Source organism: Streptomyces sp. YPW6 (genome assembly GCF_018866325.1).
GTDB lineage: Bacteria > Actinomycetota > Actinomycetes > Streptomycetales > Streptomycetaceae > Streptomyces.
In genome coordinates, this window is record NZ_CP076457.1 from 6,198,746 (window position 1) to 6,220,899 (window position 22,154).

General features: G+C 72.2%; 18 protein-coding genes. 10 read left to right on the plus strand and 8 right to left on the minus strand.

Features of this window, described 5'->3' with window-relative positions:
* Nucleotides 1–119: 119 nt before the first annotated feature.
* A complete protein-coding gene (locus tag KME66_RS27145) occupies nucleotides 120–1,331 on the minus strand; it encodes a pyridoxal phosphate-dependent aminotransferase (RefSeq protein WP_073217544.1) in 1,212 nt (403 codons plus the stop codon).
* Nucleotides 1,332–1,416: 85 nt separating this feature from the next.
* Here KME66_RS27145 and KME66_RS27150 point away from each other — a divergent pair, with 85 nt between their 5' ends.
* Together KME66_RS27150 and KME66_RS27155 are read left to right on the plus strand one after the other, a co-directional pair.
* The gene (locus KME66_RS27150; RefSeq protein WP_253208490.1) at nucleotides 1,417–2,121 is read left to right on the plus strand and encodes a helix-turn-helix domain-containing protein; all 705 of its coding nucleotides are present in this window, start codon (nucleotides 1,417–1,419) and stop codon (nucleotides 2,119–2,121) included.
* Between the two features lie 71 nt (nucleotides 2,122–2,192).
* Nucleotides 2,193–2,840, plus strand: a complete 648-nt coding sequence (locus tag KME66_RS27155; RefSeq protein ID WP_216326996.1) for a uridine kinase — start codon at nucleotides 2,193–2,195, stop codon at nucleotides 2,838–2,840.
* Between the two features lie 132 nt (nucleotides 2,841–2,972).
* On the opposite strand, the gene KME66_RS27160 is transcribed toward KME66_RS27155, so the two are convergent.
* The gene (locus KME66_RS27160) at nucleotides 2,973–3,884 is read right to left on the minus strand and encodes a carbohydrate kinase family protein (RefSeq protein ID WP_216326999.1); all 912 of its coding nucleotides are present in this window, start codon (nucleotides 3,882–3,884) and stop codon (nucleotides 2,973–2,975) included.
* A 167-nt stretch (nucleotides 3,885–4,051) separates the two neighbouring features.
* Nucleotides 4,052–4,987 carry a pseudouridine-5'-phosphate glycosidase gene (locus KME66_RS27165; RefSeq protein WP_216327001.1) on the minus strand — a complete coding sequence of 312 codons (936 nt, stop codon included), beginning with the start codon at nucleotides 4,985–4,987 and terminating at the stop codon, nucleotides 4,052–4,054.
* 104 nt (nucleotides 4,988–5,091) lie between these two features.
* Between KME66_RS27165 and KME66_RS27170 the strand changes: the two genes are divergently transcribed.
* Complete coding sequence (locus KME66_RS27170; protein ID WP_073217535.1) at nucleotides 5,092–5,454, plus strand: cupin domain-containing protein; 363 nt, start codon at nucleotides 5,092–5,094, stop codon at nucleotides 5,452–5,454.
* 85 nt (nucleotides 5,455–5,539) lie between these two features.
* Here the strand turns inward: KME66_RS27170 and KME66_RS27175 are convergent, their stop codons facing one another.
* From KME66_RS27175 to KME66_RS27185, 3 genes are all read right to left on the minus strand, one after another.
* A complete protein-coding gene (locus tag KME66_RS27175; RefSeq protein ID WP_216327004.1) occupies nucleotides 5,540–6,814 on the minus strand; it encodes an MFS transporter in 1,275 nt (424 codons plus the stop codon).
* Between the two features lie 330 nt (nucleotides 6,815–7,144).
* On the minus strand, nucleotides 7,145–7,702 hold the full coding sequence (locus KME66_RS27180; protein ID WP_216327005.1) for a methylated-DNA--[protein]-cysteine S-methyltransferase: 558 nt from the start codon (nucleotides 7,700–7,702) through the stop codon (nucleotides 7,145–7,147).
* A gap of 247 nt (nucleotides 7,703–7,949) precedes the next feature.
* Nucleotides 7,950–8,837 (minus strand): glycerophosphodiester phosphodiesterase family protein, encoded by an 888-nt coding sequence (locus KME66_RS27185; RefSeq protein ID WP_073217530.1) that lies wholly within the window; start codon nucleotides 8,835–8,837, stop codon nucleotides 7,950–7,952.
* 231 nt (nucleotides 8,838–9,068) lie between these two features.
* Between KME66_RS27185 and KME66_RS27190 the strand changes: the two genes are divergently transcribed.
* From KME66_RS27190 to KME66_RS27210, 5 genes are all read left to right on the plus strand, one after another.
* Nucleotides 9,069–9,977 carry an MHYT domain-containing protein gene (locus tag KME66_RS27190; protein ID WP_216327007.1) on the plus strand — a complete coding sequence of 303 codons (909 nt, stop codon included), beginning with the start codon at nucleotides 9,069–9,071 and terminating at the stop codon, nucleotides 9,975–9,977.
* A 39-nt stretch (nucleotides 9,978–10,016) separates the two neighbouring features.
* A complete protein-coding gene (gene uvrB, locus KME66_RS27195; RefSeq protein ID WP_216327010.1) occupies nucleotides 10,017–12,158 on the plus strand; it encodes an excinuclease ABC subunit UvrB in 2,142 nt (713 codons plus the stop codon).
* 222 nt (nucleotides 12,159–12,380) lie between these two features.
* Nucleotides 12,381–12,959 (plus strand): TerD family protein, encoded by a 579-nt coding sequence (locus tag KME66_RS27200; RefSeq protein ID WP_073217522.1) that lies wholly within the window; start codon nucleotides 12,381–12,383, stop codon nucleotides 12,957–12,959.
* Between the two features lie 183 nt (nucleotides 12,960–13,142).
* Nucleotides 13,143–15,191 (plus strand): TerD family protein, encoded by a 2,049-nt coding sequence (locus KME66_RS27205; RefSeq protein ID WP_216327012.1) that lies wholly within the window; start codon nucleotides 13,143–13,145, stop codon nucleotides 15,189–15,191.
* A gap of 242 nt (nucleotides 15,192–15,433) precedes the next feature.
* Nucleotides 15,434–16,450: a TerC family protein gene (locus tag KME66_RS27210; RefSeq protein WP_073217516.1), complete on the plus strand. Its 1,017-nt coding sequence runs from the start codon at nucleotides 15,434–15,436 to the stop codon at nucleotides 16,448–16,450.
* A gap of 200 nt (nucleotides 16,451–16,650) precedes the next feature.
* Here KME66_RS27210 and KME66_RS27215 read toward each other — a convergent pair whose 3' ends face one another.
* Together KME66_RS27215 and KME66_RS27220 are read right to left on the minus strand one after the other, a co-directional pair.
* Nucleotides 16,651–17,307 carry an MBL fold metallo-hydrolase gene (locus tag KME66_RS27215; protein ID WP_073217511.1) on the minus strand — a complete coding sequence of 219 codons (657 nt, stop codon included), beginning with the start codon at nucleotides 17,305–17,307 and terminating at the stop codon, nucleotides 16,651–16,653.
* A gap of 10 nt (nucleotides 17,308–17,317) precedes the next feature.
* A complete protein-coding gene (locus KME66_RS27220) occupies nucleotides 17,318–18,007 on the minus strand; it encodes a maleylpyruvate isomerase family mycothiol-dependent enzyme (RefSeq protein WP_216327014.1) in 690 nt (229 codons plus the stop codon).
* Between the two features lie 175 nt (nucleotides 18,008–18,182).
* On the opposite strand from KME66_RS27220, the gene uvrA reads away from it, so the two are divergent.
* Together uvrA and KME66_RS27230 are read left to right on the plus strand one after the other, a co-directional pair.
* Nucleotides 18,183–21,224, plus strand: coding sequence for an excinuclease ABC subunit UvrA (gene uvrA, locus KME66_RS27225; protein ID WP_216327017.1), 3,042 nt, complete (start codon nucleotides 18,183–18,185; stop codon nucleotides 21,222–21,224).
* A 398-nt stretch (nucleotides 21,225–21,622) separates the two neighbouring features.
* Entirely contained in the window at nucleotides 21,623–22,051 is a 429-nt protein-coding gene (locus KME66_RS27230; RefSeq protein ID WP_073217502.1) for a Rieske (2Fe-2S) protein, read from the plus strand.
* Nucleotides 22,052–22,154: the final 103 nt, after the last annotated feature.

A 22,154-nucleotide genomic window follows, 5' to 3' on the forward strand; every position in this document is an offset into this window, starting at 1 on the left:
CCGGCTCCCGGAGGACCGAGCCGGTCCCCTCTACGGGGGACCGGCCATGGATGCCCCGGCCGGCGTCCCGGGCGACCGGGGTGTGCGAGGAGCGCACGCCGGAGAGGACGGGCGGGGGCTCACTGTCGGTATCCGCTGAGGAAGCGGCCGATGCGGCTGATCGCCGCGTCGAGGTCGTCGGCGTACGGGAGGGTCAGGATGCGGAAGTGGTCCGGGCGCGGCCAGCTGAAGCCGGTGCCCTGCACCACCTGGATCTTCTCCCGCAGCAGCAGGTCGAGCACGAACTTCTCGTCGTCGACGATCTCGTGCACCTTCGGATCGATCCGCGGGAAGGCGTAGAGCGCGCCCTTCGGCTTCACGCACGAGACGCCGGGGATCTCGTTCAGCCGCTCCCAGGCCCGGTCGCGCTGCTCGTGCAGCCGCCCGCCCGGGGCCACCAGCTCCTTGATGGACTGCCGGCCCCCGAGCGCGGCCTGAATGGCGTACTGCGCGGGCGCGTTGGGACACAGCCGCATGGAGGCCAGCATGGTCAGGCCCTCCAGGTAGTTGCGGGCGTGCTGGCGCGGGCCGGACACCACCATCCAGCCTGAGCGGAACCCGGCCACCCGGTACGTCTTCGACAGGCCGCTGAAGGTCAGGCAGACCAGGTCCGGGGCGAGGACGGCGGCACTGTGGTGCTCGGCGCCGTCGTACAGGATCTGGTCGTAGATCTCGTCGGCGAACACCATCAGCCCGTGGCGCCGGGCCAGATCGAGGATGCCTTCCAGGATCTCGCGCGGATAGACCGCGCCGGTGGGGTTGTTCGGGTTGATGATCACGACGGCCTTCGTCCGGTCGGTGATCCTGGCGGCCATGTCGGCGAGATCCGGGTTCCAGTCGGACTCCTCGTCGCAGACGTAGTGCACGGCCCTGCCGCCCGCGAGCGTGGTCACCGCCGTCCACAGGGGGAAGTCCGGAGCCGGGATCAGCACCTCGTCGCCGTCCTCCAGCAGCGCCTGCACGGCCATCGAGATCAGCTCGGAGACCCCGTTGCCGAGGAACACGTCGTCCACGCCGACCTCGGTCAGCCCCATCGACTGGTAGCGCTGGGCCACCGCCCGCCGGGCCGAGAGGACGCCGCGCGAATCGGTGTAGCCGTGGGCCTGCGGCAGCATCCGGATCATGTCCTGGACGATCTCCTCGGGCGCCTCGAAGCCGAAGAGCGCGGGGTTGCCCGTGTTGAGCCGGAGGACGCTGTGGCCCGCTTCCTCCAGGGCGTTGGCGTGCTCGATGACCGGGCCCCGGATCTCGTAGCAGACCTCGTTGAGCTTGCTGGACTGCCGGAACTCCATGCGCTGCCTCCCGAGCCGAATTGCGATACTTGGTTTTACCAAGCTGGAGCTTGGAAAGTCCAACAACATGTCTAGACTGCGTCGCATGCCACGTCAGCAGCAGCCAGCAGCACGTCCAGCAGCACGCCCCGTCCGTCGCCGGAGCTACGACCAGTTCGACGCGACCGCCCGCGCCCTCGACTCCGTCGGGGACCGGTGGACGCTGCTGATCGTCCGTGAACTGCTGGGCGGGCCGCGCCGGTACACGGACCTGCACGCCGACCTGCCCGGCGTCAGCACCGACGTGCTGGCCTCCCGGCTGAAGGACATGGAGCAGTCGGGACTCGCCCTGCGCCGCAAGCTGCCGCCCCCGTCGGCGGCCTCCGTCTACGAGCTGACCGAGCGCGGCCACGGCCTCCTGCCCGTCCTCACCGCCCTCGCCGCATGGGGCGCCCCCGCCCTCGCCGAGCGCCGCCCCACCGACGCGGTGCGGGCCCACTGGTCCGCCCTGCCGCTGCTCGGCGCTGTCACCGGACTCACCCGGGAAGGCATCCTCGAAGTCCGTCTCGACGAGGGCGTGTTCCACCTCCGCGTCGGCGGGGGAGCGGAGTTCGCGCCGCCGGGCCCCGAGCCGTACGCGGCGGTGTACGGCTACGGTCCCGCCGACCGCCCCGACGCCCGGATCGTCCTCGGTGCGGAGGTCTGCCTGGAGCTGGCGCGGGGTGAGGCGACCCTCGTCGAGGCGGTGAAGGACGGCCGCGCGCAGGTGCTGGGCGACGGCCCGCTCGCGGCGGAGCTGCGCGGGGAGTGACCCCCGGCGATGCCGTTCCTCCGGAGTTCACGCCCGGAGAAGTCTTCCGCCGGACCGGCGATGATGGAGCCGTGCGACTCGAAGCGATCACCTGGGAACGGCTGGCCCGCGAACTGGCCCGGTACGGCGACGGGCTGTCCGCGGACGGCGGCGGCCCCCGGCTCGCCCTCGGGGTTGACGGTGCGCCCGCCGCCCGGACCGGCGAGGCCGCCGAGCGCCTCGCCGAGGAACTGCGGCTGCTCGGCCGCTCGGTCCTGGTGGTCCCCACCGAGGGGTTCCTGCGCCCGGCGAGTCTGCGCTTCGAGTACGGGAAGCAGGACGCGGACGCCTACCTCGACGGCTGGTTCGACACCGGGGCGCTGTGGCGCGAGGTGTTCGGGCCGCTGGAGGCGGGAGGCTCCGGGCGGGTGCTGCCCGATCTCTGGGACTCCGTGACGGACCGTGCCACCCGCACCCCGTACCACGCGCTGCCCGAGGGCGGGGTGGTCGTCGTGCACGGCCCGTTCCTGCTGGGGCACTGGTTCCCGTTCGCGCTCACCGTCCATCTGCGGCTGTCGCCGGGGGCGCTGCGGCGGCGCACGGCGGAGCCGGACCGCTGGACCCTGCCCGCCTTCGCCCGGTACGAGGACGAGGCGGCGCCCACGGAACGGGCGGACGTGGTGGTCCGGGCGGATGATCCCGCGCACCCGGCCTGGTCGGGGCTGCCGACGAGCGGGTGAGCCGCGCGGTGCCGGGCCGGCGGTGGGCTTCGCCGTGTGCGTGGGTGCTCGGTCGATCGTGGGCCCCGCCGACCGTGCTGCGATGCCCGGCCGGTGTCGGGCGCCGTCGTGCGCGTGGTCAGGCACCTGTCCTCAGTGCACCGGCGGCCGCCCGCCCACCGTGGCCACGGCCGCCGCCCCCGCCCGGCAGCCCTCGGTCGCGGCGGTCACCTCGTCCGCGCCGGCCAGCAGGGCCGCCAGGAACCCGCCGGTGAACGCGTCACCCGCGCCCGTCGAGTCGACCGGCTCGGGCACCGGCGGGGCGGCAACGCGGCCGATCACCTCACCCCCGGCGGCCACCACGGCACCCCCCGCGCCCAGGGTGACCACGACCAGCGGGAACCACCGGCTCAGCTCGGCCGCCGAGGCGTCCGGTTCGGGCAGACCGGTGAGCAGCCGGGCCTCGTCCGCGTTCGGCAGGAGCAACTCCGCTCCCTCCGCGAACTCCAGGAAGCGCTTCGGCCCCAGCTCCCCGAGGAATCCGGCCGACGCCGGGTCCACGCTCACCGGAATTCCCCGCTCCACGGCGGTGCGCAGGGCGAGCAGGGCGGCTGCCCGGCTCACCGCGGCGAACAGGAGATAGCCGGAGAGATGCAGCCGTCCCACGCCGTCGAGCATCGTGGGCGCGAAGTCCTCGGCGGCGAGCCGCAGGACCGCCCCGCCATCGGTCAGAAACGTGCGCTCCGCCGCCGCGTCGACCAGGGCGATGACGGTCGCCGTAGGCACCTCGTCGTCCACCGCGAGGAACGCCCGTACCCCCGCCGCCTCCAGCGCTTCCCGGTGCCAGGCTGCGGACTCCGCCCCGGCCCGGGCGAGCAGCCGGACCTCCGGACAGCCCGAACGCACGGCCCAGCAGGCGACGTTGGCGCCCGCGCCGCCCGGCAGAGTGCGGATCCGGGCCTTCGTGTCCGTACCGTGCGTGAGCGCCGCACCGTGCCGCGCCACCACATCGGTGACCACGTCCCCCACCACCAGGAGCCCACCCCCGGCCTCCGGGCGGTTCACGCGGTGTCCGGGGCCCACGGGTTGTCCGGGGCCTATGGGGTGACCTGCACTCACCGGGTGCCCGAGGCCCACGGGGTGCCCGGCGCCCACGGGGTGTCCGGGGTCGTCGCCGCTCGGCGGGACCGCTTCACCGCGACCACGCACCGCGCCTCCACCGCCGGGACCGTTCATGGGGTGTCCGTCGCCGTGACGGCGATCCGCGCCGCGAGCGTCACGTTCCCGCGTACGGCCGCGAGGTTCGCCTCCAGCGACGCGCCTCCGGTCCTCCGCATCAACTGGTCCAGCAGGAACGGCGTCACGCCCTGCCCCGAGATGCCCCGCTCCCGGCACGCGTCCAGCGCCTCCGCCAGCACCCGGTCGTGCAGGGCCGGATCCAGCTGGTCCGCCTCCGCCACGGGGTTGGCGACGATCAGCGCGGAGGCCGGCCCGCCCAGCGCCTCTCTCGCCCGGATCACCTCCACCACCTCCTCGGGGCTGCGCACCGTCCAGTCGACGGGTTCACCGGAGCTGCTCAGATAGAAGCCGGGGAAGTGCCCGGTGCCGTAGCCGACGACGCAGACGCCGAGGGTTTCCAGCCGCTGGAGGGTCGCCGGGACGTCGAGGATCGACTTGATCCCCGCGCAGACCACGGTGATCCCGGTACGGGCGAGCAGCCGCAGATCGGCCGACTCGTCCTGGTCGGCGGCCCATTCCCGGTGTACGCCGCCGAGCCCGCCCGTGGCGAAGACGCCGACGCCCGCCCGTGCCGCCAGGAACGCCGTCGCGGACACCGTCGTCGCCCCGCTCGCCCCGGCGGCGAGAGCCGGGGCGAGATCACGGTGCCCCAGCTTGCGTACCGCTGGGTCCTCGGCGACCCGCTCCAACTGGTCCTCGCCGAGGCCCACACGGGCCCGGCCGTCGAGAACGGCGACGGTGGCCGGAACGGCGCCCGCGGACCGTACGAGCCCCTCCAGCTCGCGGGCGACGGAGAGGTTGCGGGGGCGCGGCAGACCGTGCGCGATGATCGTCGACTCCAGCGCCACGACGGGCAGACCGGTATGCAGCGCCGAGCGCACCTCCGCCGAGAGCACCGGCTCGTAGGGTTCTGGTGAGTTCTGAGGCATGCCCCATCCCTGTCGCGGGTGCGAGGGGCGCAAACCACGGCCGGACGTTCTCCGACGGGTCCCGGTCACCAGCTGGCCGGAAGTGGTCGCTAAGGTGACCGGCCATGACGACACATGACCAGGCCCCCGCCTCCTTCGCCGTGCACATCCCGGATGCCGAACTCGTACCGGAACCCCTCGATCCGGCGCAGGTCGTCTCGGGGGACCCCGTGGTGACGGGCAAGGTGCTGTGGGAGTCGCCCGACGGCCGGCAGATCCGGGGCATCTGGCAGATCACGCCCGGTGTGGTCACCGACACGGAGGCGAACGAGCTGTTCGTGGTCGTGAGCGGCCGGGCGACGGTCGCGGTCGAGGGCGGGGCGACGCTGGAGGTCGGCCCGGGGGACGCCTGCGTCCTGCGCGAGGGTGACCGGACGACCTGGACCGTTCACGAGACGCTCCGCAAGGCGTACCACATCAGCCTCTGAGGGCAGGTCGGCAGGTCGGCAGGCAGGTCGGCAGGCGGACGGGTCGATCGGCTGTTCGGCCGTTCCGCCGGTCGTGCGGCGCGGGTCAGCCGTCGGCCGCTGCCGGCCGCCGCAGGCTCCGGCGCAGGGCGAGCGCGGCGACCGGGAGCAGCAGCGCGGCGCCGAGCGCGTTGAGGAGCCCGTACCCCCACTGGGCGACGATCACTCCGGCCGCCGCCCCGCCGATGCCCGCCGCCGCGCTCATGGTCAGGTCACTCAGCCCCTGGACCGCCGCCTGGGCGGACCGGGGCACCGCGTCGGTGAGCAGCGCCGAACCGGCGATCATCCCCGCCGACCAGCCGAGCCCCAGCACGAAGAGGCCCGCCGCGGTCTGCCCGTGCCGGGGCCCGGCCGTGCCCGCGAGCAGCGCGGCGCAGGTCAGCAGTCCGACGGCGAGCCCGATCACGGTCAGTCGGCCGAACCGGTCGGCCAGCCACCCCATCACCGGCGAGAACGCGTACATGCCCGCGATGTGCCCGCTGATGACGAGCCCGATCAGCTGGAGACCGGCACCGTGCCGGCTCAGGTCGACCGGGGTCATCACCATGATCGACACCATGGCGGTGTGCGACACGGTGATCGTCACCAGGGCGAGCCGCGCCATGGGGGACACGCGCACGGCCTCGATCCCGGAGCGCAGGGAGCGCTTCGGCGGCCCCGCCGGGCCCTCGGGAGCCAGGGCCCGGGCGGTGAGGAGCGGATCCGGGCGCAGCGCGAGCGCCACGACGAGTGCGGCGACCAGAAAGACCGCGGCCGAGCAGAGGAAGGGCCCGGCCGCCTCGGGCACCGGCGTACCGCGGAACAGCCGGCTCGCCGGGGCCGAGATGTTGGGGCCCAGGACCGAGCCGATCGTGGTCGCCCAGACCACGGTGGAGATCGCCCGCCCCCGCCGCTCCGGCCCCACGAGGTCGGCCGCGGCGAACCGTGCCTGAAGACCGGCCAGCGACCCCGCGCCGAACCCCGCCATGCCGAGCAGCAGCAGCGGGAAGCTCGGCAGCATCGTGGCCAGGACCACCAGCCCGCCGCCCAGCGCACCGATCAGATAGGCCACCGTCAGTCCGGCCCGGCGGCCCCGGGAGGTCATCAGGGCGGCCAGTGGCAGAGACAGCAGCGCCGTGCCGAGGACGGACGCGGTCGGCGCAAGGCCGGACAGCGCCTCCGATCCGCTCACCTCGGCGGCGAGCATCGGGGCCAGGGCGATCCCGATGGCCACGCCGAGGCCGCCGAGTATCTGGCTGATGACGAGCACGGCCGACGTCCGCCGCTGCAGAGCGGGCAGGCCGACGGCCGGGACCGGGGGAGAGGAGAGGGGACGCGTCACCGGCGCAGTGTGTCACCGCCCGGCCGCCGCCGTGCACCCGGGAGGGTGAAGCGCCCTCGCGAGGAGCGCCCCGACGCTGCCGGCCCTCTTGGCCGGAGCCCCGGCGCCGTGCGGCTGAACCGGCCTCCCGGAACCCTCGCCCCCGGAACGCCCAGCCCTCCGGCACACGCAGGCCCTTGGACCTCCCGAACATCCGGCCTCTCAGCCCCCTCCGGGCATCCCTGGTCCCCGAACACCCCTGTCCTCGCCCGGAACGCCCGGCCCTGCGCAACGCCCAGCCCTCCGGCACACGCGGCCACTCGGCCCCTGGAACCCCGGGCCGGTGTGGACCTAGAACAGCGGCTGCGGCAGCACCCCCTCCAGTGCCAGCAGCCGTCGCTTGGTCTCCGTACCGCCGCCGAACCCGCCCAGGCCCCCGTCGCTCTCCACCACCCGGTGGCACGGCACCACCACCGGCAGCGGGTTGGCGCCCATGGCCGCGCCCACCGCCTGCGCCCCCTCCGGCCGGCCCACCCGCGCGGCCAGCTCGCCGTACCCGACGACCGTCCCGTAGGGCACCCCGGACGCCAGCTCGCGGAGCACCTCACGCTGGAAGCCGGAGGTCAGCGACCAGTCCAGGGCGAGGTCGAAGTCCCGCGCCGCGCCCGCGAAGTACGCCGCGAGCTCGCGTATCGGCTCGGCGAGCCGGGCGGAGCCGGGGGCCGCCACCGGTTCCGTGCCGAACCTGGTCCGCAACCGGTCGAGTGTCGCGTCGCGGACGGCGGGGCGGGCGTGGAAGGCCACGGTCACCAGGCCGGTCGCGGTCGCCGCGAGCAGCAGCGGGCCGACGCCGCTGTCCACGACGTCCCATGCGACGGTCGGCTCTCCTCCGACCTCGTAGCTGTCCATGCCCACCACCGTAGGACCCGCCACTGACAGCGACGGGCCGGTCGGTGCGGACAGGCCGCCGGCGGAAGGCGCGACGGCGTGCCCCCGTCGCGACGACGTGACCGCCCCTCCGCGACGCCGGCCCGCCGCGACGCCGGCCCGACGCAACAGCGCCGGCCCGACGCAACAGCGCCGGCCCGACGCAACAGCGCCGGCCCGACGTGACTGCGTCAGCTGGACAGCACGGCGTCAGTTCGACAGCACGGCGTCAGCTCGTCGCGTCGCGCACCACGTCGGGGAAGTTGGTGATGATGCCGTCGACTCCGTAGTCACGCGCCTTCACCGCGTCCGCGGCCTTGTTGACCGTCCACGTGTTCACCCGCAGACGCTTGCCGTGCGGGCCCTTCAGCCGCTGGACCGCCGCCACGTAGTCGGCGCCGATCGTCGCGTACGACGGGTTGATCTGGTCGGTGAACGCCGCGTACGAGGGCAGATCCGCCACCGCCGGAGTGCCCAGGAAGCCGGTCGTGATGTCGGGGCGCAGGGCGTGCACCGTCTTCACGCTGTCGGCGCCGAAGCTCTGGATGACCAGCCGGTTCCGCACGTGGGAGCGGTCCAGCCACCCCGACCGGCCCAGGGTCCGGATGATGTCGCGCTCGATGCCCGGGTAGGTCGCCGGGCTCTTGATCTCCAGGAGCAGCTTCTGCCGGTTGCGCTCCAGGCGGTGCAGGAACTGGGTGAGCGTCGGGATCCGGGCCCCGGCGAACTGCTCCCCGAACCAGCTGCCCGCGTCGAGTTCCGCCAGCTCCGCCGCGGTGAAGTCCTTCACCGCCCACGGCGCCCGGTCGGGGAAGACCTCCTCGACGTCCGTCGTGCGCTTCAGGTTGGTGTCGTGCAGCACGACGAGCACGCCGTCGCGGCTGCGCTGGACGTCGTTCTCGACCCAGTCGATGCCGAGCGCGTCCGCGGCGTCGGCGGCGGCGAGGGTGTTCTCCGGGGCGTAGCCCGACGCTCCCCGGTGGGCCACGACGACCGGGTTCGCCCGCTGCGCGGAGACCGGATCCGGGGTCTCGGGCCGGTCGGCGGGCAGCAGCAGGGCGCCTGCGCCGAGCAGGGCGACGGCCGTGGTGGAGGCGGTTGCGGTACGGACGAACACGGGGACTCCTCACGTCGGGAGTGTGCGGACACGCAGAGAGTGACAGCGGCCCGCCAACACCCGGCGGGGTGGCGATGGCCGCGACATGAACGGAACCCTCGGTCCCGGGGACCACCGCCGGAGCACGGCGTGCGGCCGTGCCGATAAGATGCGCCTTCTTTTGTCTGTCTGCCGGGACTCGCCCCTTGGGGACCCTCCTCGACCCCGGGCCTTCTCGAAGGGCGTACGCGTATGCAGGGAACAGTCGACGGGTTCACCTACGGCCTGGTGACTCCGGTCGCGGCGTTCCTCATGGCCGCCCTGGGAGCCGCCCTCGGGCTCCGCTGCACCACCCGGTCCCTGCACGCCACACGCTCCTGTCGGGTCGGCTGGCTGGCGCTGGGCTCGCTGTCCATCGGATCCGGGGTGTGGACCATGCACTTCGTCGCGATGACGGGCTTCACCGTCCAGGAGACGCCGATCTCCTACGACAAGCCCCTCACCTTCGCCGGCCTTGCCGTGGCCGTGGTGATGACCGGCATCGGCATCTTCATTGTCGGGTACCGGGGCGCGACCCGCATGGCGTTGATCACGGGCGGCACGATCACCGGCCTCGGAATCGCCTCGATGCACTATCTCGGCATGGCGGGCATGCGCATGGCCGCCAGGTTCGCGTACGACATCCCCCTGGTCGTCCTCTCGGTGCTGATCGCCGGGTGCGCCGCCACGGCCGCGCTGTGGGCGGCCGTCACACTGCGGGGAGCCCTCTCCGGCCTCGGCGCGAGCGTCCTGATGGCCGTCGCGGTCACCGGGATGCACTACACCGGCATGGCGGCGCTCGACGTGCACCTGCACCTGCCGGCCACCTTGTCCTCCGACCTGTCCGCCGTCCTGCCCGGAGACCGGCCCGCCGAGATGATCGGCCCGATGCTGGTGGGCCCCGGCTGCTTCCTGCTCCTCGCCGCCGTGGTGCTCCTGTTCGACCCCAGGGCGGTGGCGGGCGGGCCCGGTCCGGACCTCCGCCTCCGAGGCCGCCCGGGGGACACCCGGGACCGCATGGTCCCGCGGGCGCGACGGCACGTGCGGCAGGATCCGCGCGGGCGCGGGCGGCGCCCGCGGAGCACCGCCCGGGAGGACGCGGGAAGAGCCTGGTACCGCTGATCCGAGGCCGTTGTCAGTGGGGAGCCGTACGGTGGTTGCATGCGGCCCGTTTCCCACATCGAACGTTCCATGCGGCCCTTCGAGGTCGTCAGCCCCTACCAGCCCAGCGGTGACCAGCCGACGGCCATCGCCGAGCTGGAGCGGCGTATCCGCGCCGATGAGAAGGACGTCGTCCTGCTCGGCGCGACCGGCACCGGAAAGTCGGCGACCACCGCCTGGATGATCGAGAAGCTGCAGCGCCCCACCCTGGTGATGGCGCCGAACAAGACGCTCGCCGCCCAGCTGGCCAACGAGTTCCGTGAGCTCCTCCCGAACAACGCGGTGGAGTATTTCGTCTCGTACTACGACTACTACCAGCCCGAGGCGTACGTCCCGCAGTCGGACACCTACATCGAGAAGGACTCCTCCATCAACGAGGAGGTCGAGCGGCTGCGCCACTCCGCGACCAATTCGCTGCTCACCCGGCGCGACGTCGTCGTGGTCGCCTCCGTCTCCTGCATCTACGGACTCGGGACGCCCCAGGAGTACGTGGACCGCATGGTCCAGCTCAAGGTCGGCGAGGAGATCGACCGCGACCAGCTGCTGCGCCGCTTCGTCGAGATGCAGTACACCCGCAACGACCTGGCGTTCACGCGCGGCACCTTCCGGGTCCGGGGCGACACCATCGAGATCTTCCCGGTCTACGAGGAGCTCGCCGTCCGCATCGAGATGTTCGGCGACGAGATCGAGAACCTCTCCACGCTCCACCCGCTCACCGGCGAGATCATCAGCGAGGACCCCACCGTCCACGTCTTCCCCGCCAGCCACTACGTCGCCGGGCCCGAGCGCATGGAGCGGGCCGTCAGCGGCATCGAGCAGGAGCTGGAGCAGCGTCTGGCCGAGCTGGAGAAGCAGGGCAAGATGCTGGAGGCCCAGCGCCTGCGCATGCGCACCACGTACGACATCGAGATGCTCCGCCAGATCGGCACCTGCTCCGGCGTCGAGAACTACTCGATGCACTTCGACGACCGCGCGCCCGGCACCGCCCCCAACACCCTCCTCGACTACTTCCCGGACGACTTCCTGCTCGTCCTGGACGAGTCCCACGTCACCGTCCCGCAGATCGGCGCGATGTACGAGGGCGACGCCTCCCGCAAGCGGACCCTCGTGGACCACGGGTTCCGGCTGCCCTCCGCCATGGACAACCGGCCGCTGAAGTGGGAGGAGTTCCTGGAGCGGATCGACCAGACGGTCTACCTCTCCGCCACCCCGGGGAAGTACGAGCTCTCGCGTGGCGACGGGTTCGTCGAGCAGATCATCCGCCCCACCGGCCTCGTCGACCCCGAGGTCGTGGTCAAGCCCACCGAGGGCCAGATCGACGACCTGGTCCACGAGATCCGGGAGCGCACCGAGCGCGACGAGCGGGTCCTGGTCACCACGCTCACCAAGAAGATGGCCGAGGACCTCACCGACTACTTCCTGGAGCTCGGCATCCAGGTCCGCTATCTGCACAGCGACGTCGACACCCTGCGCCGCATCGAGCTGCTGCGCGAGCTGCGCTCCGGTGAGTACGACGTGCTCGTCGGCATCAACCTGCTGCGCGAGGGCCTCGACCTCCCCGAGGTGTCCCTCGTGGCCATTCTCGACGCCGACAAGCAGGGCTTCCTGCGCTCCGGCACCTCGCTCATCCAGACCATCGGCCGCGCCGCCCGCAACGTCTCCGGCCAGGTCCACATGTACGCCGACAAGGTCACCCCGGCCATGGAGCAGGCGATCGACGAGACGAACCGGCGCCGCGAGAAGCAGATCGCCTACAACACCGAGCGGGGCATCGACCCGCAGCCGCTGCGCAAGAAGATCAACGACATCGTCGCGACGATCGCCCGCGAGGAGATCGACACCGAACAGCTTCTCGGCACCGGCTACCGGCAGGGCAAGGAGACCAAGGCCCCGGTGCCCGCGCTCGGCGGCCAGGCGGCCAAGGGCGGGGCGAAGGGGGCGGCGAAGGGCAAGGCCGCCGGGCCCGGCGCGGTGACCGGCGACCGGCCCGCGACCGAACTGGCCGGGATCATCGAGGAGATGACCGACCGGATGCGGGCTGCCGCCGCGGATCTGCAGTTCGAGGTGGCCGCCCGGCTGCGCGACGAGGTCGGCGAACTGAAGAAGGAGCTGCGGCAGATGAAGGAAGCGGGCATGGCCTGATCCTGCCGTTCGTCGGAGGCCGCCGCCGACGCTCGCCGCCGCCCGTCCGGTGCCCGCGCGGTGGCGTGCGCCGTTTCCGCCGGCACCGGGCGGGACGCGCCCGGTGTGTTGCAAGACCGACACGAAAACGGACCGAACCTGCTGCCGCCCGGGGTGGAATGCGTAGGGTGCGGGGAAACCGCACACGGATGGCTGCGGGGCAATGCCGAGAGGGGACAGCGCGTGACGGTCAATATGACCAAGGGGCAGGCCATCAGCCTGGAGAAGACCGACGGGGGGACCCTGACCGCGGTACGCATGGGGCTCGGCTGGCAGGCGGCTCCGCGCCGTGGCCTGTTCGGTTCGCGCACCCGTGAGGTCGACCTGGACGCCTCGGCGGTGCTCTTCGCCGACAAGCAGCCCGTCGACGTCGTGTTCTTCCGCCACCTCGTCAGCGACGACGGCTCGGTCAAGCACACCGGTGACAACCTGGTCGGCGGGGCCGGCTCCGGCGGCGACGACGAGGCGATCCTCGTCGACCTCCAGCGCGTCCCGGTCCACATCGACCAGATCGTCTTCACGGTGAACTCCTTCACCGGGCAGACGTTCCAGGAGGTCCAGAACGCCTTCTGCCGCATCGTCGACGAGACCAACGGCCAGGAGCTCGCCCGGTACACGCTCGACGGCGGCGGCCAGTACACCGCCCAGATCATGGCGAAGGTGCACCGCGCGGGCAGCGGCTGGAAGATGACGGCCCTCGGGAACCCGGCCAACGGCCGCACCTTCCAGGACCTGATGCCGTCGATCCTTCCGCACCTGTAGGAACCGGACACGCCCGGGGCCTGGCCGGCGTGGCGCCAGGCGGGGGCGGCTCCCGGCGGCACAGGCCGCCGGGAGCCGCCCCACGCACAGCACGGCAGTAGGCAGCAGAAGCAGCAGCAACACGGCATCGCACGGCCCGGCGCCCGCAGCGGCGCACGGGCGCTCGTCGAGGGGGACAGGGCAATGACGGCCGAGCTGGTCCGGGGGCAGAACCACGTCCTGCCCCAGACCCGTCTGGAGATCCGGGTGTCGGCGGGCACGCCTGTCGTGGCCGGGGCCACCCTCGGCGACGAACGGGGCACGGTGCACGGCATCGAGTGGATCGCCCACCCCGGCTCGCCCCAGCTCCCCGGGCTCGACGTCTCCCAGCAGGCGGCGGCCGACCACCGGCTGGCCGTCGATCTGGAGGCCCTGCCCACCGGCGTCCACCGGGTCACCGTGCTGCTCGCGCTGCCCGTCGGAGTCGGCGGCCCGGTGCGGTTCGGCGCCGTCCCCGCTCCCTTCGTCGCCGTCACCGGAGTCGACGGCACCGGCATCGCCACCTTCACGCTCACCGATCTGGACGCCGAGTCCGCGGTCAGCGCCCTGGAGCTCTACCGCCGCCAGGCCGCCTGGAAGGTCCGGGCCGTCGGACAGGGGTATGCGGGCGGGCTCGCCGAGATGCTCGCTGACCAGGGCGTGACCGACGCCGCCGCCCTGGCCGCCACGGTCCAGGAGGCCGTCGCCCGGGGCCTGACCCGCGCGGTGGCCCCGCCACCGCCCCGGACTCCGGAAGGCGACCGCGTACGGCACGCGACGGGCTCCGCCGACCTCCGTCCGACCGCGCCGCCCCCGGCCCCGGGGACTCCCGGGCCGCCGGCCGACCCGGCCACCACCGGAGCGACGCCCGCCACCCGGCCGCAGGGCCCCTCCGGCCCGGCGCACACCACTCAGCCGCACAGCACCCAGCCGCGCACCGCCCCCGGACCGGCTGCCGCGGGGACTCCCACCGCGGGATCCTCCACCGGAGGGCCCATCGACTACGTGCACCCGCGGCGACAGCACGCCGCGCCCCCCACTCCGCCTCCCAGCGCGCCCCCCGCCCAGCCGGGACAGCCCGCTCAGCCGGTTGCGGGTGACGCCACCGGCTGGTCGATGGACGAGCGCCTCTACAACCAGATCTGGGGCATGTTCGAGGATCTGGCCCGCGCCGTCGCCGCCCACCGCAGCGCCGTGGACTTCGCCGAGTCCCGGATGGACCAGGAGCTCGACCGCGCCCTGTCCGACCCGCGCAACCGGATCGGCGGTGCGGGCGACCACGCCCGCGAGGCGGCCCGTGCCAAGCGCGACGAGCTGGCCTCCCGGGCCCGGGAGGCCCTCGACCGGGATCTGGACCAGCTGTCCGCCGAGGCGGCCGTCGTCGAGCCCGCGCTCCCGGCGGCGTACGCCGGCTGGGGCAACCCCGTCTGGCACGCCCACCGCATCCCCATGGAGATGCCGATGGCCCTGCGCATCGGAGATCTTCATCTGCCCGAGCGCACCGACCTGCGTATCCCGCTGCTCGTCCGGCTGCCCCTGGAGCGCGGGATGTGGGTGGACAGTGGCCGGACCGCGTCCGAGGCCGCCGCCGTCATCGAGCCGGACCGGCTGCGCGGCCGGGCGATGGAGACCGCGGTCGCCCACGCGGCCCGGCTGCTGGCGGTGTACCCGCCCGGGGAGTTCGCGGTACACGTCATCGACCCCGCGGGGTCGGCGGCGGGCCCCCTCGCACCGCTGGTCGACGCGGGCGTCCTCGCCGGACCGCCCGCCGCCGGGCCCGGGGGAGTGGCCTCGGTTCTCGCCCACCTCACCCGGCGGGTGGACCTGGTGCAGATGGCGGTGCGGGGCGGGGCGGCCGACTCGCTCCCGCCCGACCTGGACACCGGCGAGCAGCTCCTGGTCGTCAACGACTTCCCCCACGGCTTTGACGACCGCGCCGTCACCCAGCTCCGCTACCTCGCCGACGAGGGACCGGCGGTCGGGGTGCACCTCCTGATGGTCGCGGACCGGGAGGAGGCCCGTGCGTACGGGCCGGTCCTCGATCCGCTGTGGCGTTCGCTGCTGCGGATCACCCCGGTCGCCGACAACCACCTCGCCGACCCCTGGGTCGGGCACGCCTGGACGTACGAGCCGCTGACGATCCCGCAGGGCAGCCGCGTCCTGGAGCAGGTCCTGGCCGCGGTGGCAGCGGCCCGCAGAGCCGCCGGCCGCTGACCGGTCGAACCGCCCCGACCTGGCGTTTTGGCGATCCCTTTACCCTTTTCTTTACCAAACCTTGGTGATGCCTGTACTCTTCGGAGAACGGAGGGGAGTACTCCTTACGCGACGTACCCGTCAATACGGACCGCAGTCGGTCCCGGGGCGTCGGTCCAGGCGTGCACGGCACGCAGGGATGGAAGAGACCTCCGGCAGCGACGACGCTGATTCAGTAGCCGTAGCGAACTGCCGGAGGCGCAGTGGACGTTTCATGGACCGTATGGGCCCTGACCATCGTTGGTCTGTCGGCCCTCATCGCCGTCGACTTCTTCATCGGGCGCAAGCCCCATGACGTGTCGACCAAGGAAGCCGGGATCTGGACGGTCGTCTGGATCGCGCTGGCCATCCTCTTCGGGATCGGCCTCATGGTCGTCGGCGAGAGCCAGGCCTCCGGTGAGTTCTTCGCCGGATTCATCACCGAGAAGTCGCTGAGCGTCGACAACCTCTTCGTCTTCGTCCTGATCATGGCGAAGTTCTCGGTGCCCTCGCACCTCCAGCAGCGTGTGCTGCTGATCGGTGTGCTCATCGCCCTGGTGCTCCGGGCGATCTTCATCGCCGCGGGTGCCGCCGTGATCGCGAACTTCTCGTGGGTGTTCTACATCTTCGGCGCGTTCCTGATCTACACCGCCTGGAAGCTCATCCAGGAGGCCCGTGCCGGCGAGGAGGAAGAGGAGTTCGAGGAGAACCGCCTCCTCAAGAAGATCGAGCAGCGTTTCGGCGTCGCCGACCAGTACCACGGCACGAAGCTCTTCATCCAGAAGAACGGCAAGCGCATCATGACGCCCCTGATGGTGGTCATGCTCGCCATCGGTATGACCGACGTGCTGTTCGCCCTGGACTCCATCCCGGCGATCTTCGGCCTGACCCAGGACCCGTACATCGTCTTCACGGCCAACGCGTTCGCGCTGATGGGCCTGCGTCAGCTGTACTTCCTCATCGGCGGTCTGCTGAAGAAGCTGGTCCACCTCAGCTACGGCCTGTCGGTGATCCTCGGCTTCATCGGCGTCAAGCTGGTGCTGCACGCCCTGCACGAGTCCGGGGTGCACACGCCCGAGATCTCCATCCCGTTCTCGCTCTCCGTCATCTGCGGTGTCCTGGTGATCACCACGATCACCAGCCTCATCGCGAGCAAGAAGCAGGCGGCGGCCGAGGCGGAGGAGGCCGCGAAGGCCGAGACCGCGGGCTCCGCCGACGAGGAGAGCAAGACCCTCAACTGACCCGGAGCCGCCCCGGGCGGCCCAGGGAGACACCGGCGGCGGCCGGGGTGGACACGGTGAATTCCGTCCACTCCGGCCGCTTTCGTATGCGTGGAACGCGCGTACGCACGGGGAGGGCGCCTGCGCGGAAGATGCGCGCGCCCAGTGGGCGCGTGCGCGGAAGCCGCGGGTGTGCGGAAGGTGCGGCCGGGGGCGCGGTGTCACCAGCCGCGGGCGCGCCAGGCGGGCAGCTGGGGACGCTCGGCGCCGAGCGTCGTGTCGTGCCCGTGGCCCGGGTAGACCCACGTCTCGTCGGGCAGCACGTCGAACAGCTTCGTCTCGACGTCGCTCAGGAGGCTCGCGAAGGCCTCGGGGTCCTGGTGCGTGTTCCCGACCCCGCCCGGGAAGAGGCAGTCCCCGGTGAACAGGTGCGGGGCGCCGTGCGGGTCGTCGTAGACCAGGGCGATGGAGCCGGGGGTGTGGCCGACCAGGTGGCGTGCGGTCAGCTCGACCCGGCCGACGGTGATGGTGTCGCCGTCCTCGACCAGGACATCGGTCGGCACGGGGATGCCCTCGGCGTCGTAGCGGCCCGCGTACGTCCGGGCGCCCGTCGCCCCGGCCACCTGGGCCAGCGCCTGCCAGTGGTCCCCGTGCCGATGGGTGGTGACGACGGACGCGATCCCGTCGTCACCGATCAGCGCGAGCAGGGTCTCCGGCTCGGCGGCCGCGTCGATCAGCAACTGCTCGCCGGTGGCCCGGCAGCGCAGCAGATACGCGTTGTTGTCCATCGCGCCGACGGCGACCTTGGAGATCATCAGATCCGTCAGTTCGTGCACGCTCGCCGGTCCGCCGACCTTCACCGCTCCGCTGTACGTCATACGGCTCAGCCTATAGCGGGGGCAGCGTGGGCAGCGGGCCTCCGGCCACCGTCAGGGCGGAGCCGTCACGGCGCCCGCAGAGCCAGCCCAGCAGCTCCGCGGCGGGCCCCTGCACGGTCACCAGGTCGCTCGGCGGTCCGCCGCCCGTGCTCCAGGTGCGGCCGTCGAGATCGGTCAGCCCGGTGGCGGGCACGCTCTCGTTGCCCAGGAAGCGATCGGCGAGGAAGGCGATCTCCCGCTCCGTGAACTCGGCGGGGAGGTCCTCCAGCTCGTAGCCGATGCCGAGGTCGACGTGGTGCAGCTCCACCTCGACCCAGCGCCGGAAGGGGACCCGGGACGCGGAATCCGTCACCCCGTTGCGCAGGGTGACCGTCCGGGACCAGTCGGCCGGTTCGCCGCTGACCGCCCGCAGGGCGTCCGCGGTCTCCCGCAGGTCGGCCAGCTGCTCGGCGACCGGGCGGGACGCGCCGTCGGCGATGTCGGCGTCGCGGGTTTCGCTGCTCGCGTACATCGGGAGGCCCCGGAGAACATTTCCGAGCGCGTCGGCGTTACGTGACAGGTGGGCCAGAACATGGCCCCGACTCCATCCGGGCAGCCGTGACGGCTCGGTGACAGCGGCGTCGTCCAGTTTTCCGACTGCGTCGAGCAGCCGTTCGGTCGCTTCGCGTACAGCTCCCAGGTCGTGCGCATGATCCATCATGCGGCCGAGCCTAGCCCCGCCACTCATTCGGGTGAAGGAGGGGAAGCATGGCCGTAAATCGAATGTACGTGCTATACGCTCGGAATCGAAAGCTTCGTACACCGCTGTGGCGCCCCCCATACCCTGGGAGAGGGGCTCAGTTCCCCCGCTTCTCTCTAGAAAGGTGCGGACCGGCGTGGCCGACCGTCTCATCGTCCGTGGCGCGCGCGAGCACAATCTGAAGAACGTCTCGCTCGACCTCCCCCGCGACTCCCTCATCGTCTTCACCGGGCTCTCCGGGTCGGGCAAGTCGTCCCTCGCGTTCGACACGATCTTCGCCGAGGGGCAGCGTCGCTATGTCGAGTCCCTCTCCTCGTACGCCCGGCAGTTCCTCGGCCAGATGGACAAGCCGGACGTCGACTTCATCGAAGGTCTCTCCCCGGCCGTCTCCATCGACCAGAAGTCGACCTCGCGCAACCCGCGCTCGACGGTCGGCACCATCACCGAGGTCTACGACTACCTCCGGCTGCTCTTCGCCCGGATCGGCAAGCCGCACTGTCCCGAGTGCCGTCGCCCCATCTCCCGCCAGTCGCCGCAGGCCATCGTCGACAAGGTCCTCGGTCTGCCCGAGGGCAGCCGCTTCCAGGTCCTCTCGCCGCTGGTGCGCGAGCGCAAGGGCGAGTTCGTCGACCTCTTCGCCGATCTCCAGACCAAGGGCTACAGCCGCGCCCGGGTGGACGGCGAGACCATCCAGCTCGCCGAGCCGCCGGCACTCAAGAAGCAGGAGAAGCACACCATCGAGGTGGTCGTCGACCGCCTCACCGTCAAGGACAGCGCCAAGCGCCGGCTGACCGACTCGGTCGAGACCGCGCTCGGCCTCTCCGGCGGCATGGTCGTGCTCGACTTCGTCGACCTCCCCGAGGACGACCCCGAGCGCGAGCGGATGTATTCCGAGCACCTCTACTGCCCGTACGACGACCTCTCCTTCGAGGAGCTGGAGCCGCGCTCCTTCTCCTTCAACTCGCCCTTCGGCGCCTGCCCCGACTGCACCGGCATCGGTACGCGCATGGAGGTCGACCCGGAGCTGATCGTCCCGGACGAGGAGAAGTCCCTCGACGAGGGAGCCATCCACCCCTGGTCCCACGGGCACACCAAGGAGTATTTCGGCCGTCTGATCGGCGCGCTCTCCGAAGCCCTCGGCTTCCGTACGGACATCCCCTGGGCCGGGCTGCCGCAGCGGGCCAAGAAGGCCCTGCTCTTCGGTCACAAGATCCAGACCGAGGTCCGCTACCGCAACCGCTACGGGCGCGAGCGCGCCTACACCACCCCCGCCTTCGAGGGCGCGGTGCAGTTCGTCAAGCGGCGCCACACCGAGGCCGAGAGCGACTCCAGCCGGGAGCGCTTCGAGGGCTACATGCGCGAGGTGCCCTGCCCCACCTGTGAGGGCACCCGGCTCAAGCCGATCGTCCTCGCGGTGACGGTGATGGAGAAGTCCATCGCCGAGGTCGCCGCGATGTCCATCAGCGAGTGCGCCGAGTTCCTCGGCCGCCTCAAGCTGAACGCCCGCGACAAGAAGATCGCCGAACGGGTGCTCAAGGAGGTCAACGAGCGGCTGAAGTTCCTGGTGGACGTCGGCCTGGACTACCTCTCGCTGAACCGTGCGGCAGGCACCCTGTCCGGCGGCGAGGCCCAGCGCATCCGGCTGGCCACCCAGATCGGTTCCGGCCTGGTCGGCGTGCTGTACGTCCTGGACGAGCCGTCCATCGGCCTGCACCAGCGCGACAACCACCGGCTGATCGAGACCCTGGTCCGGCTGCGTGACATGGGCAACACGCTCATCGTCGTCGAGCACGACGAGGACACCATCAAGGTCGCCGACTGGGTCGTGGACATCGGCCCCGGCGCCGGTGAGCACGGCGGCAAGGTCGTCCACTCCGGTTCGCTCAAGGAGCTGCTGGGGAACAAGGCCTCGATCACCGGCCAGTACCTGTCCGGCAAGCGGTCCATCCCGACCCCGGACGCCCGCCGCCCGGTCGACCCGGACCGCTCCCTCACCGTGCACGGCGCCCGGGAGAACAACCTCCAGGACATCGACGTCTCCTTCCCGCTCGGCGTGCTCACCGCTGTCACGGGCGTCTCCGGATCCGGGAAGTCGACCCTGGTCAACGACATCCTCTACACGCACCTGGCCCGCGAGCTGAACGGCGCCAAGTCGGTCCCCGGCCGCCACACCCGGGTCGACGGCGACGACCTCGTCGACAAGGTGGTGCACGTCGACCAGTCGCCGATCGGCCGGACCCCCCGGTCCAACCCGGCGACGTACACCGGAGTCTTCGACCACGTCCGCAAGCTGTTCGCCGAGACCATGGAGGCGAAGGTGCGCGGCTATCTGCCGGGCCGCTTCTCCTTCAACGTCAAGGGCGGCCGCTGCGAGAACTGCTCCGGCGACGGCACGATCAAGATCGAGATGAACTTCCTGCCCGACGTGTACGTCCCGTGCGAGGTCTGCCACGGTGCGCGCTACAACCGGGAGACCCTGGAGGTCCACTACAAGGGCAAGTCCATCGCCGAGGTGCTGGACATGCCGATCGAGGAGGGCCTGGAGTTCTTCGAGGCCGTCCCGGCGATCGCCCGCCATCTGCGCACCCTCAATGACGTGGGCCTCGGCTACGTCCGGCTCGGCCAGTCCGCGCCGACCCTCTCCGGCGGTGAGGCGCAGCGCGTCAAGCTGGCGAGCGAGCTCCAGAAGCGCTCCACCGGCCGCACGGTCTACGTCCTGGACGAGCCGACCACCGGTCTGCACTTCGAGGACATCAGCAAGCTGATCACGGTGCTCTCGGGTCTGGTGGACAAGGGCAACTCGGTGATCGTCATCGAGCACAACCTCGACGTCATCAAGACCGCCGACTGGGTGGTCGACATGGGCCCCGAGGGCGGCAACGGCGGCGGACTGGTCGTCGCCGAGGGAACACCGGAGCAGGTCGCCTCGGTGCCCGCCAGCCACACCGGGAAGTTCCTCCAGGGCATTCTGGACGCGGACCGGATCGCCGAGGCCGCGGTGCCCTCGGGCGGGGCTCCCCGCGGGACGGCCGCCCGCAAGGCCGCCCCGGCGAAGAAGACGGCGGCCACGACGAAGTCGGCAGCCGCCAAGAAGGCCGCGGCGACCAAGGCGAAGGCCACGGCCACCGGCACCAAGGCCGCGGCCGCCAAGAAGACGACCCGAGCCCGCAAGGCCTGAGCCTCCGGGATCACCGACGGCGGCCCCCCCGGGAGGGCGACGGGGGGCGCCGCCGTCGGCGTGGGCGGCCTGCCCCGGCCGCCCCGGGCAGGCCACGCGGCGGCCGGGGGCGATCCCGGGCGTTGCTGCGTTCCTGGACGATCCCGGGACTGTCCTGGGCCTCCGGGGGCTGCGCTGGGACCGCCCCCGGGGGTCGCCCCACTCCACTTCGGCGCTCGGTTCCGGCCGTGGCCGTCCCCCCTCTCGACCGGCCCGGCCACAAGGCTCCCGTTCCCCGCCGGTATCGTCGGTTCTGTCACCGGTGCACGCGGCCGCCGTCGTCGCTCCGCGCCCGTCCGGCGACCCCGACTGCCGTGATCCACCGCGATCCGCCTCGAACGACACCCCGTGGAGTCCGCATGCCCGGCCTGCCCGCCGCCCGCCGTACCGTGCTGAAGGGCGCCGCGCTCGCCGGTGCCGCCGGCCTCGGAGCGGCCGCCTGCTCGACCGAGTCCAAGCTCGGGCATGCCAAGAACCCCACACCGACCGCACCCGTCGCCCTCGGTGCGGCCTCCGAGGTGCCGGTCGGCGGCGCCAAGCTCTACCGGGAACAGCGCCTCCTCGTGAGCTGCCCGGCCCAGGGCGAGTACAAGGCGTTCAGCGCCCAGTGCACCCACGGCGGCTGCGTCCTGACCAAGATCGAAGGCACCGAGGGCCACTGCCCCTGCCACGGCAGCCGCTTCGACACGACCACCGGCGAGGTCATCGAGGGCCCGGCCACCGTGCCGCTCCCCGCCGTCCCGGTCACCGCCGAGGGCGGAAAGCTCGTCGCGGGCCCCGACGCCTGAACCACGAGCGCCGGACGGCCGGGCCCCAGCCCGGCACCCCGAGAGGCACGGCGCCGCCGGCCGCGCCGCAGTCCGGCCCCTCCGGAGCAGCACACGGGGCTCG

Bases quoted from the DNA above. Each gene is read 5' to 3' on its own strand.
- KME66_RS27145 (WP_073217544.1), bottom strand. From the start codon at position 1,331: ATGGAGTTCCGGCAGTCCAGCAAGCTCAACGAGGTCTGCTACGAGATC.
- KME66_RS27150 (WP_253208490.1), top strand. From the start codon at position 1,417: ATGCCACGTCAGCAGCAGCCAGCAGCACGTCCAGCAGCACGCCCCGTC.
- KME66_RS27165 (WP_216327001.1), bottom strand. From the start codon at position 4,987: ATGCCTCAGAACTCACCAGAACCCTACGAGCCGGTGCTCTCGGCGGAG.
- KME66_RS27170 (WP_073217535.1), top strand. From the start codon at position 5,092: ATGACGACACATGACCAGGCCCCCGCCTCCTTCGCCGTGCACATCCCG.
- KME66_RS27180 (WP_216327005.1), bottom strand. From the start codon at position 7,702: ATGGACAGCTACGAGGTCGGAGGAGAGCCGACCGTCGCATGGGACGTC.
- KME66_RS27190 (WP_216327007.1), top strand. From the start codon at position 9,069: ATGCAGGGAACAGTCGACGGGTTCACCTACGGCCTGGTGACTCCGGTC.
- uvrB (WP_216327010.1), top strand. From the start codon at position 10,017: ATGCGGCCCGTTTCCCACATCGAACGTTCCATGCGGCCCTTCGAGGTC.
- KME66_RS27205 (WP_216327012.1), top strand. From the start codon at position 13,143: ATGACGGCCGAGCTGGTCCGGGGGCAGAACCACGTCCTGCCCCAGACC.
- KME66_RS27215 (WP_073217511.1), bottom strand. From the start codon at position 17,307: ATGACGTACAGCGGAGCGGTGAAGGTCGGCGGACCGGCGAGCGTGCAC.
- KME66_RS27220 (WP_216327014.1), bottom strand. From the start codon at position 18,007: ATGATGGATCATGCGCACGACCTGGGAGCTGTACGCGAAGCGACCGAA.
- KME66_RS27230 (WP_073217502.1), top strand. From the start codon at position 21,623: ATGCCCGGCCTGCCCGCCGCCCGCCGTACCGTGCTGAAGGGCGCCGCG.